12 protein-coding genes and 5 pseudogenes are annotated in these 15,005 nt (G+C 40.1%); 6 read left to right on the plus strand and 11 right to left on the minus strand.

Going from position 1 to position 15,005, the window contains the following annotated elements:
• Positions 1–225 precede the first annotated feature (225 nt).
• From C3F22_RS04035 to C3F22_RS04045, 3 genes are all read right to left on the minus strand, one after another.
• On the minus strand, positions 226–480 hold the full coding sequence (locus tag C3F22_RS04035; RefSeq protein WP_004784289.1) for a YfhL family 4Fe-4S dicluster ferredoxin: 255 nt from the start codon (positions 478–480) through the stop codon (positions 226–228).
• Between the two features lie 3 nt (positions 481–483).
• Positions 484–1,893, minus strand: a complete 1,410-nt coding sequence (gene yegQ, locus C3F22_RS04040; protein ID WP_104425900.1) for a tRNA 5-hydroxyuridine modification protein YegQ — start codon at positions 1,891–1,893, stop codon at positions 484–486.
• Positions 1,894–2,026: 133 nt separating this feature from the next.
• Positions 2,027–2,437: a Cd(II)/Pb(II)-responsive transcriptional regulator gene (locus tag C3F22_RS04045; RefSeq protein WP_004784285.1), complete on the minus strand. Its 411-nt coding sequence runs from the start codon at positions 2,435–2,437 to the stop codon at positions 2,027–2,029.
• Positions 2,438–2,522: 85 nt separating this feature from the next.
• Between C3F22_RS04045 and C3F22_RS04050 the strand changes: the two genes are divergently transcribed.
• The 3 genes from C3F22_RS04050 (at position 2,523) to C3F22_RS04060 (ending at position 3,789) form a co-directional block, all read left to right on the plus strand.
• Positions 2,523–3,146 carry a cation transporter gene (locus C3F22_RS04050; protein WP_004784283.1) on the plus strand — a complete coding sequence of 208 codons (624 nt, stop codon included), beginning with the start codon at positions 2,523–2,525 and terminating at the stop codon, positions 3,144–3,146.
• Positions 3,147–3,336: 190 nt separating this feature from the next.
• Complete coding sequence (locus tag C3F22_RS04055) at positions 3,337–3,588, plus strand: hypothetical protein (protein ID WP_004784277.1); 252 nt, start codon at positions 3,337–3,339, stop codon at positions 3,586–3,588.
• 18 nt (positions 3,589–3,606) lie between these two features.
• Entirely contained in the window at positions 3,607–3,789 is a 183-nt protein-coding gene (locus C3F22_RS04060) for a hypothetical protein (RefSeq protein WP_004784275.1), read from the plus strand.
• A gap of 67 nt (positions 3,790–3,856) precedes the next feature.
• On the opposite strand, the pseudogene C3F22_RS04065 reads toward C3F22_RS04060, so the two are convergent.
• Positions 3,857–6,274: pseudogene (locus tag C3F22_RS04065) on the minus strand (membrane-bound PQQ-dependent dehydrogenase, glucose/quinate/shikimate family).
• A 373-nt stretch (positions 6,275–6,647) separates the two neighbouring features.
• Entirely contained in the window at positions 6,648–7,427 is a 780-nt protein-coding gene (locus C3F22_RS04070; RefSeq protein ID WP_004784266.1) for a ferredoxin--NADP reductase, read from the minus strand.
• A 105-nt stretch (positions 7,428–7,532) separates the two neighbouring features.
• Here C3F22_RS04070 and tsaA point away from each other — a divergent pair, with 105 nt between their 5' ends.
• The gene (tsaA, locus tag C3F22_RS04075) at positions 7,533–8,237 is read left to right on the plus strand and encodes a tRNA (N6-threonylcarbamoyladenosine(37)-N6)-methyltransferase TrmO (RefSeq protein ID WP_104425901.1); all 705 of its coding nucleotides are present in this window, start codon (positions 7,533–7,535) and stop codon (positions 8,235–8,237) included.
• A 52-nt stretch (positions 8,238–8,289) separates the two neighbouring features.
• Here tsaA and C3F22_RS04080 read toward each other — a convergent pair whose 3' ends face one another.
• From C3F22_RS04080 to C3F22_RS04110, 6 genes and pseudogenes are all read right to left on the minus strand, one after another.
• Positions 8,290–9,288 (minus strand): hypothetical protein, encoded by a 999-nt coding sequence (locus C3F22_RS04080; RefSeq protein WP_104425902.1) that lies wholly within the window; start codon positions 9,286–9,288, stop codon positions 8,290–8,292.
• A 129-nt stretch (positions 9,289–9,417) separates the two neighbouring features.
• Positions 9,418–9,756: pseudogene (locus C3F22_RS04085) on the minus strand (Mg2+ transporter-C, MgtC family protein); the annotation flags it as partial.
• Positions 9,757–9,767: 11 nt separating this feature from the next.
• Positions 9,768–9,914, minus strand: a pseudogene (locus C3F22_RS04090) (IS5/IS1182 family transposase); the annotation flags it as partial.
• 21 nt (positions 9,915–9,935) lie between these two features.
• The gene (locus C3F22_RS04095) at positions 9,936–10,799 is read right to left on the minus strand and encodes an IS982 family transposase (protein ID WP_104425903.1); all 864 of its coding nucleotides are present in this window, start codon (positions 10,797–10,799) and stop codon (positions 9,936–9,938) included.
• A gap of 89 nt (positions 10,800–10,888) precedes the next feature.
• Positions 10,889–11,505 (minus strand): annotated as a pseudogene (locus C3F22_RS04105) (IS5 family transposase); the annotation flags it as partial.
• Between the two features lie 80 nt (positions 11,506–11,585).
• Positions 11,586–12,512, minus strand: a pseudogene (locus tag C3F22_RS04110) (MgtC/SapB family protein); the annotation flags it as partial.
• Between the two features lie 213 nt (positions 12,513–12,725).
• On the opposite strand from C3F22_RS04110, the gene C3F22_RS04115 reads away from it, so the two are divergent.
• Positions 12,726–14,483 carry a GspE/PulE family protein gene (locus C3F22_RS04115; RefSeq protein ID WP_004784255.1) on the plus strand — a complete coding sequence of 586 codons (1,758 nt, stop codon included), beginning with the start codon at positions 12,726–12,728 and terminating at the stop codon, positions 14,481–14,483.
• Between the two features lie 95 nt (positions 14,484–14,578).
• On the plus strand, positions 14,579–14,944 hold the full coding sequence (locus C3F22_RS04120; protein ID WP_004784252.1) for a NirD/YgiW/YdeI family stress tolerance protein: 366 nt from the start codon (positions 14,579–14,581) through the stop codon (positions 14,942–14,944).
• The last annotated feature ends 61 nt before the right edge of the window (positions 14,945–15,005 follow it).

Consider the following 15,005-nt stretch of genomic DNA (forward strand, 5'->3'; position numbering starts at 1 on the left):
ACATCCCAGGTGCTTAATCTCAAACTCCTATTATTATTTTCGCTTTATAGGAACTCAGGACGCTAACACCCGGGTTCCTTTTTTTTAGTTATTGTTAGATCAGCCAAAAGCGTCCCCAATCGCTTTTAGCTGTTCCTTTCCTCTGGACAGTTTTTGTTTTCAACCCTTATTTTTATCTTTCCCTAAGGTTGTTCTTAGATGAAGTCATAAGACTTCATGCATCCTTCAAGCTTTAAACAGATTCAAACCTTTAAATTTCTCCATTAACTGCTCTTGCGTTTCCCGATGCTCTGGATGCGGCATAATGCACTCAATAGGACAGACGGCAATACAGGTTTGATGATCATAGAAACCGACGCATTCCGTACAACGATTCACGTCGATTTCATAGATCTTATCGCCTTCATAAATTGCTTCATTTGGGCATTCCGGTAAGCACATATCACAGTTGATACATTTATCGGTAATCAAGAGCGCCATTTTTTAACTCGCCTGATAAGCCAGTGAAGAGGCTGAAATGTCTACAGATGATGATGGCAGATTACGGATCAGCAGGGCATACTGCATATCGACATCTGCTGGTATTGGAATTTCAACGATATGCCCTGAACCTTTAGCATCTTCAATCATATTGCCTTTACGGTCTTTAATCTCTGTCAAGGTAAAGGTGATGTTGCCTTTAGTAGTCATCAACTCTAGTGAGTCACCAATGACAAAACGGTTTTTCACATCAATCTTGATATAGTTACTATTACGCTCTAACACTTCCCCACAGAACTGCTGATGATCGAAACTCGATGAACCATTTTCATAGTTTTGATATTCACTATGTACATGACGGCGTAGAAAACCTTCGGTATAACCACGGTTGGCCAAACCTTCGAGTTGAGTCATTAGTGAAGAATCGAATGGCTTACCAGCAAGTGCATCATCAATGGCTTTACGGTAAATCTGCGCAGTACGCGCACAGTAGAAATAAGATTTGGTCCGACCTTCAATTTTCAGGGAGTGCACGCCAATCTTGGTCAATCGTTCCACATGCTGCACTGCACGCAGGTCTTTGGAATTCATAAAATAAGTGCCGTGCTCATCTTCTTCGGCAGCAAACATATCCTCGTCATTACGTTGCAATAACACAGGTTCATCAAACTGATGTTGTACTTGCATATGTGACTCATCAGCATCTTTTGAACAACAGCCAGAATCAATATTTTTCACCGGGATCACATCGCCCGTTTCATCTTCTTTAGCGTCCAATACCTTGTATTCCCAGCGACAGGCATTGGTACAGGCACCCTGATTGGCATCGCGCTTATTCATATAACCAGACAGCATGCAACGGCCAGAATAGGCCATGCACAGTGCGCCATGAACAAAGACTTCAATTTCCATATCTGGAACTTGCTGTTTGATTTCTTCAATTTCTTCAATGGACAGTTCACGTGACAAAATCACGCGAGTAAGTCCCATATTCTTCCAGAATTTTACTGTTGCCCAGTTCACTGCATTGGCTTGAACTGAAAGATGAATATCCATATCCGGAAAGTGCTCACGCACCATCATGATCAGACCAGGATCAGACATGATTAGCGCATCTGGTTGCATGGCAACCACAGGTTCAAGGTCACGGATAAAATTTTTCAGCTTGGAGTTATGCGGCTGAATATTCACAACCACATAGAATTTTTTTCCAAACGCGTGAGCTTCTTTGATGCCAATAGCCAGATTGTCATGGTCAAATTCATTATTACGAACACGTAAGCTATAACGCGGCTGGCCGGCATAGACTGCATCTGCACCATAAGCAAAGGCATAGCGCATATTTTTCAGTGAGCCAGCAGGTGAGAGAAGTTCCGTAACGTGAGAAATGCTCATGATGAAATAGAAAGACATATAAAAAGTACGTCTTTATTCTAGTCATCTAAAATCAGGATTCAACCTAGTAAATAACTCGGAATTGGCATAATTCAACTCAATTTCAAGTTAAAAGATAAACAGTGAACGATTTAAAATATCCATAAATATTTCAGCTATTTTCAATAGATTCCAGCGCTTTCAAAATCTGGCAATGATCAATCGTAGTTGGGGTATTACAGCTTTCGCGAAGCGCCATTAACTGCTTTTTAAATAACTGTAATTCTTTAATTTTATTTGAAATATCTATAAGGTGCTGATCAATCATCTGGTTAACTTCACAGCAATCCTGTTCTGGATGCTGTTCCAGCTGAATCAGGTATTCAATTTCTTTTAAAGACATGCCTAAAGCACGACAGCGTTTGATAAAAATCAAGCGTTTTAAGGCCTCTTCGCCATAATTACGATACTGGTTACTTGCTCGAAAATTCGGCTGAATCAAACCTCTTTTCTCATAAAATCGAATGGTATCAGTGCTTAAATCAGTGTTCTTGGCTATATCAGAAATCAAATAATGTGACATAAATACCTCAAGCTTGACCTTGGAGTGACTCCATAGTTTCTAATGACTTTATCGCATTCAGGATAAGAAGTCATCGGAGAATAATATGGCCTGTAGTTGTAGTCATGAACCCGCGCCGCTCAAACCTAATAACAAATTTAGAACAGCTTTATGGATTGCATTATTGATTAACCTGACCTTATTTGGTGTGGAGCTGATCGGCGGTGCTTATGCACATTCATCGGCCTTATGGGCAGATGCGCTAGATTTCTTTGGAGATGCTGTGAATTATGGTATTTCTCTGGCGGTGATTGGTGCAAGTCTGTATTGGCGTGCAACAGTTGCTCTGATTAAAGGATTGACTATGGCAGTATTTGGTCTGGTCGTCATTGGTAAAGTGATTTATGCCTTTATGCAAGGTATTCCACCTGAAGCCATTACGATGGGGATTATCGGGGTATTGGCCTTAATCGCAAACGTGGTCACAGCCATAATTTTATATGCTTTCCGGGATGGGGATGCCAATATGAAATCAGTCTGGTTGTGCAGCCGTAATGATGCAATCGGTAATGTGGCCGTCATTTTTGCAGCAGTGGGAGTCTTTGGCACTGGCAGTCTATGGCCAGATATTATTGTTGCAATCATTATGGCGAGTCTAGGCTTAAGTGCTGGATATCATGTAGTGAAACAGGCTCTAGCTGAACGAGTATTGAAGCATGAGTCAGCCTGATCCTTAATATTAAATTTAATTATGAAAAAGCTGCTGATCAGGCAGCTTTTTTATTAGCCATAAGTCTAAAAAATAGATGAAAAATAAAGCTTTACAAATGCGATAAATTTAGGAAGAATCATGCGCGAAATTTACAAAAGATTCATATAACTAAACAATTTAAATTTTTTAGTGTTTTTGAGGGGGAGTAATGAGCTTCATAAAACTATTTTCACTTTCAACTTTTGTACTGATGACTGGCTGTAGTTCTATGGTCGTCACTTATGACGCATCGGGTCAGGTGATTGGATCATGTAAAGCTACACGTGGTCTGCTTTCAATTGCTAGTGCTCATTGTAATGGATCAGGCAATGCAATTGGCGTGAACTACAATACGGTGGATGCTAAAACAGGTTTATTGCCAGTACCACCAAGTCAAAATCAGATTCATTTAGCACCATAAATCATAGAGGGGAATATCATGAAATTATCAGCACTTATTGCATTTGCAACGACTATCGTACTAACTGGTTGTGCATCAACAGTGACTACATTTGACTCACATGGCCGTATGATTGGTTCATGTAAAGCAGAAAGCGGTTTTATTATCGGTGGTGGTGCAGGCTGTTCAGGTTCTGCAAACCAAGAAGGTCGCGATCGTTAATTTTTAATGATGATTGCAATAAAAAACCGAAGCCTAAGCTTCGGTTTTTTCTTTATCTATCAAAAAATTATTTTTGATCAGGTAAAGCAAAGGCAATGATATAGTCGCCGACATCTTTAGAGTGGCTTGCACCACCTGCAGAAATCACAACATATTGTTTGCCAGTTTTTGGAGATTTATAAATCAGCGGTGCAGCAACAGCAGCAACAGGCAGCTCGGCTTTCCATACTTCTTTACCAGTTTTCGAATCCAGCGCACGTAGGTAGTAATCCTGAGTACCTGCGAAGAACACTAGACCAGAAGCAGTTGAAGTAGGACCACCGAGTGTTGGCATACCTAAAGGAATTGGCATATGGGTTTTAACACCTAACGGCCCCAACTCTTTTGCTGTCCCCATCGGCACTTCCCAAACAACTTTTTTAGATTTCAAGTCGATGGCAGTCATAGTACCAAATGGAGGTTTGTTACAAGGAACACCCAGTTTAGATTGCATGATGTCAATTTTCACACCCGTATAAGGACCAGCCAATTGCGGACGTACGGTACCCATGAATCCTGGTACTTCGTCAGTTGAGATATGATATTTACCCATATCTTCTTTACGAACCAATGACATACGAAGTGACATACGCATATCGTTAACGTACATCATGCCAGTAGATTCATCAATTGAGATACCCCCCAGTTGAAACCACCAAGCAGGCTAGGCCATTCGATATATGGTTTTTCACCAGGTGCAGTGTAAAGACCGTTATACACAGAGTCTTTAAAGTCAATACGACAAGCCAATTGGTCAAAGGTTGAGATGCCCCACATATCCTGTTCAGTCAATGTCGTATTACCAATTTGTGGCATGCCAACAGAGAATGGTTGGGTAGGAGAAAGTTTTTCACCTTCAGCACCATTGGTGTCGACTGGACGTTCTTCAACTTTAGTGACTGGTTTACCAGTACGGCGGTCAAGAACGAAGATTTGACCCATTTTGGTAGTTTGAATCAACGCTGGAACTTTTTTGCCATGATCATCAGTCATGTCATAAAGTACAGGTTGTGACGGCAAGTCATAATCCTAGACATCATGGTGAACAGTTTGATAAGACCAAACAGTTTTACCAGTCAAAGCATTTACGGCAACAATGGCAGAACCAAATTTTTCTTTGGCTCCGTTACGGTCACCACCCCAGTAGTCAGGAGGACCATTACCTGTAGGTAAGTAAACCAGATTCAGGTCTTTGTCATAAGTCGGGATGGTCCACATGTTTGGTGTTTCTAAAGTAAAGCCTTTGCCATCTTTAGGTTCACCAACCAGTTCAGGATTACCGACATCCCAAGCCCAAGACAATTTACCAGTACGAACGTCATAGGCACGTACGACACCAGACGGTTCGCCATGCACAATATCACGTACCCAGCCACCTAATACGGCAACATGACCCGCAATGAGTGGAGTAGACGTTGGATGGTAACGTTTACTTTGTTCGGTAGGACCCATGTCATGCAGAACATCGACCTGACCGTTAGTACCAAATTCTGGACATAAAGCACCAGTTTTAGCATTTAAGGCAATTAAACGGCCATCAACAGTAGAAGTTAGAATACGTTGTGGACAAGCTTTAATACCAGGTGCTTGTAGGTCTGCTGCAGTTAAAGATTTGTCTTTAGTTGCATCATAGTAACCGACACCATGGCAGGTAATATGCTCTGCAGTTTTTGCATGTGGATCATATTTCCAAAGTGCTTTACCACTGTCACCATCAATCGCTGAAATGATATTAGTTGGTGTACATGAGTACAATGTGCTGCCAATTTGGATCGGTATATTTTCATCGACACTGGCAGAGGTATCACGACCAGTGTGATAAGTCCAAGCGACTTTCAGATCTTTAACATTTTCAGGGGTAATGTCAGTGTACGGTGCAAAGCGGGTACCGTTACCATTACGACCGAAATATTCCCAGTTGTCCGGGTTTTCTGCATTCGGTTTAGCCAGTGCAGGGTCTTGTACGATATCAACAGGATTAAGGATTTTGTCATGTGGGAAGAACGCAGCAATCAGAGCTGCTACACAGGCAAAGAAACCGGCAAAGCCAACAAGATTGGCAGCTTTGATTTTTGCAGCATCGAGTGCTGGCAGGTTTTTGCTTGCCCACATGCTGAGGACAAACAGAATAGTTGGAACCACCAAACGTGGAATATATTGCCAGAAGCTCAAACCTTGAACTTCAGCAATCGCCCAGATGATGGTTGCAATAAAAGTAACAATAGAAAGCCAGAAACCAAGGGCTTTTTTCATCGCATAGAAAATGGCGATTGCAACATAGGCAATCCCTGCGATGAGATAATAACTTGTACCACCGAGGCTGAGTGAGTAATTTAGCGCCTTGAATGATCAAGTACAGCGCAACGAGTAAAGTTAATATCACTACAAAATAGCGATAGACTTTAGACCCTGTACGCTCGATAGAGGAGGGTTGTTCAGTGCTCATACCTTGCCTATAGAAAACGGCTTGGTTGCATAAACGGTGAAACAGGAGAATGGGATCTAAATAGATCGAATTAAAAGTTTACAGAGTTTATGTAACTAAGTCTTTAGCGAAGATAAATCCTCATGAGAAATCAATTATAGTTACATATTCTAACATTTAAGAATGAATTTTTGACTAAAAAATATAATGTGAGTATTGATATTTATCATTTATTTTACTTTTTTAAGTAATTACATTTTTATAAATATGCTAATTATAAGAAATTTTAAGTATAGAGTAGGTTGAGTTAATTCTTTCAGATTAAGACTTACTGGATATAAAAAACGCATGCTTAAAGCATGCGTTTTAGGTTGCAAAAGGTTTTTTTTGCAGATTATTTTTCTACGAATGCACGTTCAATTACGTAGTCACCCAAAACACCCATACGTGGAGATTCTTTCAGACCGTGTTGATCTAGCAGTGCAGCAACATCGTCCAGGAATGCAGGAGAACCACAGAGCATTGCACGGTCAGTTTCAGGGTTGAAACGTGGTAGTCCGATTTTCTCGAATAATTGACCAGATTCAATCGCAGTGGTTACACGACCTTGGGTATGGAACTCTTCACGAGTAACAGTTGGGTAATACACTAATTTTTCTTTAGCACCCAATTCTGAGAAGAACTCATGATTTGGAATTTCGTTCAGAATCAAATCTTGGTAAGCCAGTTCTGAGATGAAACGTGTACCGTGAACAACGATGATTTTTTCAAAACGTTCATAGGTTTCAGGGTCACGAATGACAGAAAGGAAAGGTGCAAGGCCGGTACCTGAAGAAAGCAGGTACAGGTTTTTACCTGGGTTTAAGTCATCAAGAACCAGCGTACCGGTAGGTTTTTTAGAAACCAGGATTTCGTCGCCAACTTTAACTTTTTGTAGAATAGAGGTAAGAGGACCATCTGGAACTTTGATTGAGAAGAATTCCAGCTCTTCTTCATAGTTTGCACTTGCAATTGAATATGCACGCATTAAAGGCTTGCCATTGACTTCAAGACCGATCATCACAAACTGACCGTTTTTAAAACGTAATGCAGTGTCACGAGTCGTTTTAAAAGAGAATAAAGTGTCATTCCAATGGTGGACGTGAGTAATCTTTTCGACGTTAAAAGCAGCCATTAAAGGTCTCAATAAGTTATCAAATTAGAACAGGTTGCTATTCTAATCTAAATTCATTCTCTATAAACTGAATATATTTAATTGAGCTTATCAAAAAAAGTGATTATGACCGAACTCACTCTGCCGATTATTGGCTATATGCATTCTCCCTATAAAGAAAAGTTTGGCATCCCGCATCAGCCTAATTTGGTACAGGTTGAAAGCTATATTGAAATGACCGGTCCATATAATGATTTACTCGCATTTGAGGGCATCGAAGAGTTTAGTCATCTCTGGTTAGTCTGGCAGTTTCATGACAATAAAAATCAGCAGAGCCAGCAGTTTCGTCCGCAGGTTCGACCACCACGTTTAGGCGGTAACAAGAAAATAGGTGTATTTGCTACGCGTAGTATGTACCGTCCTGCCCCCATTGGTTTATCAGTCGTGAAATTAAATCGTGTCGAAAAAGTCGGTAAAAATGTCCGGGTTTATGTCGCAGGAAGCGACCTGTTAGATGGAACGCCGATTATAGACATTAAACCTTATATTCAATATTCGGATTCAGTGATTGATGCGCAAAGCGGTTATGCACAGGATGAACCATCACGTAAAACCGTCATTTGGAGCGATGAAGCGGAGCAGCAAAAGCAACAATTACTATTGGATGGAAAAATTTCTATGCAGACTATTCAGGAACTGGAAGCGGTTTTATCTTTAGATCCAAGACCAGCATATCAGGAAGATGAAGAGCGGATTTATGGGATGAAGTTTGCTGATTTAGATGTGAAGTTTAAAATAGGTGACAACAAGGTGAAAATACAGGAACTTTAAATTCCTGTATTTCTTAAATGATTTAGCTACTAACCAAGACAAATGATAAAAATTACTTACTGGTCACGTTATTCATTTGTTTTCTAATTTCATTTGAAGCGACATCATTAAATGCATTGCATGCATTTTGAGTTAAGTTATAAAGTTCTTGGCGAACTTGCTTCTCTTTATTATCTTTTGCAGAAGTTATCAAACTTTGAAGTTCTGATAGCAAGTTTTTGAAATCGTATTCTTTTCCTGCTGGATGATAATCTACTTCATAATATTTACTTTTATATTCTGCGAGACCCCATTGCTGATCTTCTCGGAGATCTAAATAAGCAATTGCATCTTTAAAGGTTTTTTTAGAATAGTTTTTACTATCGGTGGATACACTGGCCCATTCTGTTTTCAAGTAATCTTCTTCTTCAAGTGAATATTTATATAGCTCAATATATTCTTTTGAATTTGAAATATCTTGAAATTGAATACATTTTGAGTTTGCTGGGAATTTTGCATCACTTGTTAAAGTATAGAATTTTTCACCTAATTCCCCCATTGTATAGGTATCAAGTAAATTATATTTAAGTGTTAAATAATTAATAGGACTAAGTAGTGGAGCAATATTTTTACCACTAATATCAATTTCTTTAAATTTAATGGTCGTTTGAAGATCTTTTGAATTAATAGAGGAGTATGGTGCTAGTTGCCATGTAGTAGCATTTGTTCTGATTGCTCCATTTAACTGTCCATATTTAGTATGGATATTGCCTGTATCATATAATCCATTCTCGGTTAAAGAGAATGTATCGCTTTCATCCCAACCTGTGGTTTCTTCAACTTTAAAGTATAAATTTCCTTGATCAAAAGTACTTTGCTCAATTTCATAATCTAAAGTTGAATCAGAATATTCATCAATGAAAAATGTAGTCCATTGTTGAAATGAGGGCGTGCTAAGTTCAAGACTGCCTGTGCCTGTGCCTTCATTTGATGATTCAGAAGATGAACCTCCACCACAAGCACTTAACATGAATGCACTAAAAATTGCGAATGATAAAGTCTTAAATTTCATAAATACCCTATAAAAATTATATTAATTCAATTGTTTTTTTAAAGTAAAGCCAGCCGATTATAGCTATAAAATCATTGAAATAAAACCGAGTAAAAATATAAAAATTAATTAGTTAGAAATTTTTAATAATTAAAAGACCATCCACCAAACAATCGCAATTAACACCGCCATATGCAAAATCTGCACAGGCGCAAAATAAAGGACAAACTTCCAGCCACCGGTCAAAGCGGCATTGGCTGACTTGGCCAAGGCATGAGCACCCAGACCTAAAAGCAGGGCATAAATCAAACGCATATTGGAGGGATCGCCTTGAACGACAACACTGGCCATCGCGGCATGAATCTCGAATAGAGAGGCAAGTAAGGTCCCGGCCAGTAAGCCGGCATCCCCGAGCCAGACCTCCAGCCCGTAAACTCCAGCCTGAATCAGGGTTAATGCGGCAGCGATAATCACAGCTTCCTTGAGACTAGGGCGTGTCCTCATTTGGCTTTACACCAAATAAACATGCAAGCAATGTAAATCATAGACTGGTAATTTCGTGCAAGCTTATCAAATCGAGTTGCAATAGCACGGAAATGTTTTAATCTCGCAAAAGCATTTTCAACTAAATGTCTTAATTTATATAACCTGAGTTCGATGAAATCCACTTAACCTTTTAGCATATTTTGGAAAGTTGGCTTATTGGGGTTCAAACAATAAGCCACTACAGCAGCCATGATATTCACCATGAAGTTATTTACCGAACGATGACGTGAATGTTCAAGTTGATGTAAATTTTTTAATTGATCATTCACTGTTTCGATCAATCCTCTTCTGCAAAGTAATTGTTTTTCTTCTTCAGTTTGGATGGGTTTATTTTTCATATTCCGACGTGATGGGGTCAATATTTTCAGTCCTCTTGCTGCTAAAGCTTCGGCTTTTGCTTTGCTCAAATAGCCTTTGTCTCCGAGTAGGATCCCTTTTAATTCTTGAGTTAAAGATTCTAATATAGCAACATCATGAACATTTCCCGATGTCAGCTTGAGATTAATAATTTCACCTAAATTATTGATAACGAGATGTAATTTAAAACCATAAAACCAACCCGTACTACTTTTTCCACGACCGGCCAAGCCTTTAAATACACGATGCCTTTTAATCCGAAGATTATGGCAAACTACCAATTTAGTGGAGTCAATGATACTGATTCCCGTATCTTTTTCTTTCACCTGATGGAAGAAACTACTCAGAGCTTGCAAACAACGGGGCATGATTTCAATAAATCGGTTGTAGCTAAGCAGTTTAGGAAAAGCAGATTTCCAGAATGGAACGATCATTTGGCAATAAAAATATTTGAAGAATCTAAAACCGGATTGATGAAATAAAATGACAATGGTCATTGCTTCGGACAAGCTTAAAGCTGACTTTTTCAACTTGGTTTTTTGATTAGAAATTAAAGCTTTCTCTAAAGATTCATTAAATTTTTTGCAGAAATCATCCAAAATACAAAATAATTCGGTAATATGATCCATTGAGAAGCCTTGTTTTATAACATTTTGTCTTGAGAACCAATATGTTACAAAAACAGGGCTTTTTTTCTACTCTTTTTTTATATCGAACTCAGGTTATATAGATATTTATCAAATTCCTTATTCGATCTTTTACTGTTTGATCTCAATGGAATAATGGGAATCATATTCTTGTTTTTGGCACATATTCTAATGTGCTCAGCATCATACCCCTTGTCAGCAATGAGATAAGTTGCCTCGCCTACAATATCAATCAGTTGTTTTGCAACTTGACTGTCGTGGACGTCACCCCCAGTGATTTTAAAATCAATCGGTAATCCATTCGCGTCGGTTGCAAGATGTATTTTTGTTGTTCGTCCACCGCGTGATTGTCCAATTGCTCTTTCGAAACTATGCCGAGCTCCACTTGCATGTTGATGCACGCGTATGTAGCTTCCATCAATGAATACCCATTCCTGATCCAGAATGCCTCGTAATCTAAAAAAAATTTATCCCATAATCCCTTACTTGCCCAGCGATTAAAGCGATTGTAAGCAGTTTGCCAAGGGCAAAGTTCTTGAGGAATATCACGCCATGTCGCACCCGTACGTAGTTTCCATAAGATGGCTTCCATGATATTTCTACTATTTTTTGAACAGTAACAACCGTGTAATCGCATAGTATCTTGAATTTGCTGCCAAATATCATCGGTGAGAAGAGTACGTGCCATTGAAAAAATATAGAAATGAAAAGAGCTTAAAGGAGGATTTTAAGTATTTAAAACCAATTCTTCAAATGAGGACACGCCCTAAACATTTTACTGTCAGAAGATTCCGGAGACTCCTGATTTTTAGCAGGTTCAGCTTTATGTAATAATATAAATGCACATGCAGCCAGAATAAGCATAGCAACCAACGACGGTAAGAGCAGAATTTTTAGCCAGTCCCAGGAAACTCCTCCGACTACAATGAATAATAGAACTAGTGTCGAAATACAGGACATCAGGGCAGCACCGGCATTGGATTTTGCATCTATTTCACCTTTACGGACCTGTATGCCTAATTGAGCAATAGTGGCTGTACTGGAAACAAAACCTGAGGCAATTGAAGACAATATCAGGGCATTTTTAGTCGAAAAGAAACGTTTAGCGATATGTGCCAAAGCTTGAACTACCAGTATGAGAGTTACTAATTTTAAAATCAGATAAGGGTTCAGCACTTCACCCCATAAAGGCCGGTCAGGGGTTAGTGGTAAACCAATCAGAATTAAGGCTAATAATAGTAATCCATCCCTAAATTCAGCCTCAGTAATCCACTGTCCGGCAATATTATGCATAGAGTGTTTGGCCATTAAAATTATCGTGATCAGAACTGCTAGTCCTGCAGCCAGAGGAATATTCCACAGACAAATCGCCCCAATAAAATAGGTCATGATAAAGGCCAATTCAGTGGTAATTCCCGGATCTTCTATCTGGTTCCGGATAGAAAAAATGACAATGCCGCCAATAATGAGTGCACCAGCTAGGCCCATTGTCATTCCGAATAGAAAGCACAATGCACCTAATAAAGCACAGATCGCAAAAGAGCGTAGCCCGGCAAAACTGGCCTGTTCTTCACGCTGTTTGTGCCGTTCACGTTCCAGTCCGATTAGCAAACCACATCCTAAGGCAGCAGTCAGGATAGTAAGCAACTCATGAAAGGAACTACTTTCATTTAAGGGAACCACGCTTAAATCCATACCTGGCCTCAGCGATTGAATAAAATATCCTGATTGAAATATAGGCGAAAAATTGACACATCGACAAGCAGAAAAAAGATTATGAACTCAAACCAATATGATGTGCTTAATATTCATGAAAGATAAATCCGCTTTCTAGTTTTGAAGTCGCTATGGAATGCGAAAAACACGAAAAACTTGTTATAGTGGAGGCAGTTTTGGGGATCATCAATCATGAAATTTGATTTTGAAATTGATACAGGCTGGTGTTTGGATCAGCTTTTAAAAGACGGAAAAATAACTGAACGTGACCGGATGCGAGTTCAGACCACACATCGTCAACGTGAACAAATAAAATGGCATCCTTTACAATGGATCGCGAACTTTAGTCTGGTTGATCAGTCCCATCCTCAAAGTACTTTGACACTCAACCGTTTATGTCAGTGGCTGGCAGAAAAAACCGGTTTAATGTTCTATATCATTGACCCACTCAAAGCTGATGTGCAGGCCTTGACCAATGTCATGTCACAGGAATATGCATTGCGTAACCGTATTCTGGCAGTAGAAATTCAACCAGATAAAGTGCTGATTGCCACAGATCAGCCTTATAAAACTGAATGGGTATCTAATCTCGAACAGAATATTGCACCGAAAAAAATTGAACGGGTATTGCTCAATCCGGAACAGCTCCAGCGTTATATTGTTGAGTATTATCAGGTCAGTCGTGCAGTCAGTGGCTCGCAAAAATCATCTGCTTATGAGCGGGAAAATAAAGGTGTAGAAGCCTTGCTGCAACTGGGTGATTCCCAGAATCCGGATGCCAATGACCAGCATATCGTGAAACTGGTAGACTGGGTGCTGCAGTTTGCCTTTGAGCAGGGTGCCAGTGATATCCATATGGAACCGCGCAAAGACACCGGCAAAATCCGTTTCCGGATTGATGGGGTATTGCATACCATCTATAACATGCCAGCCAATACCTTGACTGCGGTCATTTCCCGAATCAAAATCTTGGGCCGGATGAATGTGGCAGAAAAACGTAAACCACAGGATGGTCGTCTAAAAACCCGGACTCCGAAAGGGCAGGAAACTGAACTGCGTTTATCGACCTTACCTACCGCATTGGGTGAAAAGCTAGTAATGCGTATTTTTGACCCAGAAGTTCTAGTCAGAAGTTTTCAGCAGCTCGGTTTCGAAGGACATTTACTCAATGACTGGAATAATCTGACCAGTCACAGTCACGGTATTATTCTGGTCACAGGCCCGACCGGTTCAGGTAAAACTACGACCTTGTATTCGACACTGAAACAGCTGGCGACCGAAGAAGTCAATGTCTGTACCATTGAAGACCCGATTGAAATGCTCGAGCCGAGCTTTAACCAGATGCAGGTCAATAACGGAATTGAACTAGGATTTGCCGATGGTGTGCGTGCGCTGATGCGTCAGGACCCAGACATAATCATGGTCGGTGAGATTCGTGACCAAGATACGGCCAATATGGCGATTCAGGCAGCATTAACCGGTCACCTAGTACTTTCTACCTTACATACCAATGATGCGCCGTCGAGTCTGACCCGTTTGCATGATCTGGGCGTACAACCATTTTTAACAGCAGCCACCATCTTGGGCGTTTTGGCTCAACGTCTGGTACGTAAGCTATGTCCGCACTGCAAGCAGGAGAGTTTCCTGGATGAGCAGGAATGGCAACATCTGGCAGTGGACTATCCTTTACCACGTCCGGAATTTGTTTTTAAAGCAGTCGGTTGTGAAGAGTGTCGCCATACCGGTTATAAAGGCCGAATCGGAATTTATGAGTTTATGCCGCTTAGCCTGACTACCAAGCAGTTGATCGGAGTGGATGCTAACCTGAATCAATTACGTCAGCAGGCAAAAAAAGAAGGGGTAGAACCTTTACGGATTGCCGGTGCTCGCAAGATTCTGGAAGGGGTCACCACGCTTGAAGAAGTTTTGAGAGTTGTGCCATTAAATTAATTCTGAAGATGAAGCGATCTTAAGATTCAATTCATCTTCGGCTGTTTTAATAGCATTATCGAAACAGGGCAAGACTTTAAAAAGAGGTAACTGCAATGAAAATGATGATGAATACTGTTTTAGCAGCTACATTAATGGGTTCAATTGGGACTGCCGCAGTTGCGAGTAGTGAAACTGCGGTGAATCAGGCTGCATTTGCTAAAACGACTACAGTTAAGCAAGCGTTGACCATGAAAGATGACAGCAAGGTTCAGCTGAAAGGTTATGTGGTGAAAGCTGTCGGTGATGAAAAATACCAGTTCCGTGACAATACCGGCACCATTACTGTCGAAATTGATGATGAACTTTGGCAGGGTAAACCAGTATCAGCTAAAACACCTATGGTAATCATTGGTGAAGTGGACATTGACTATAAACCTGCGAAACGTGTTGAAATTGATGTCGACCAAGTTCAGTTTTAATTTCAGCATGATTTCCTGAACTGAATCTGAAGACAGCAACAAAAAACCACATGCAAGTTAC

Source organism: Acinetobacter sp. ACNIH1 (genome assembly GCF_002934695.1).
GTDB classification, from domain to species: Bacteria; Pseudomonadota; Gammaproteobacteria; order Pseudomonadales; family Moraxellaceae; genus Acinetobacter; species Acinetobacter variabilis.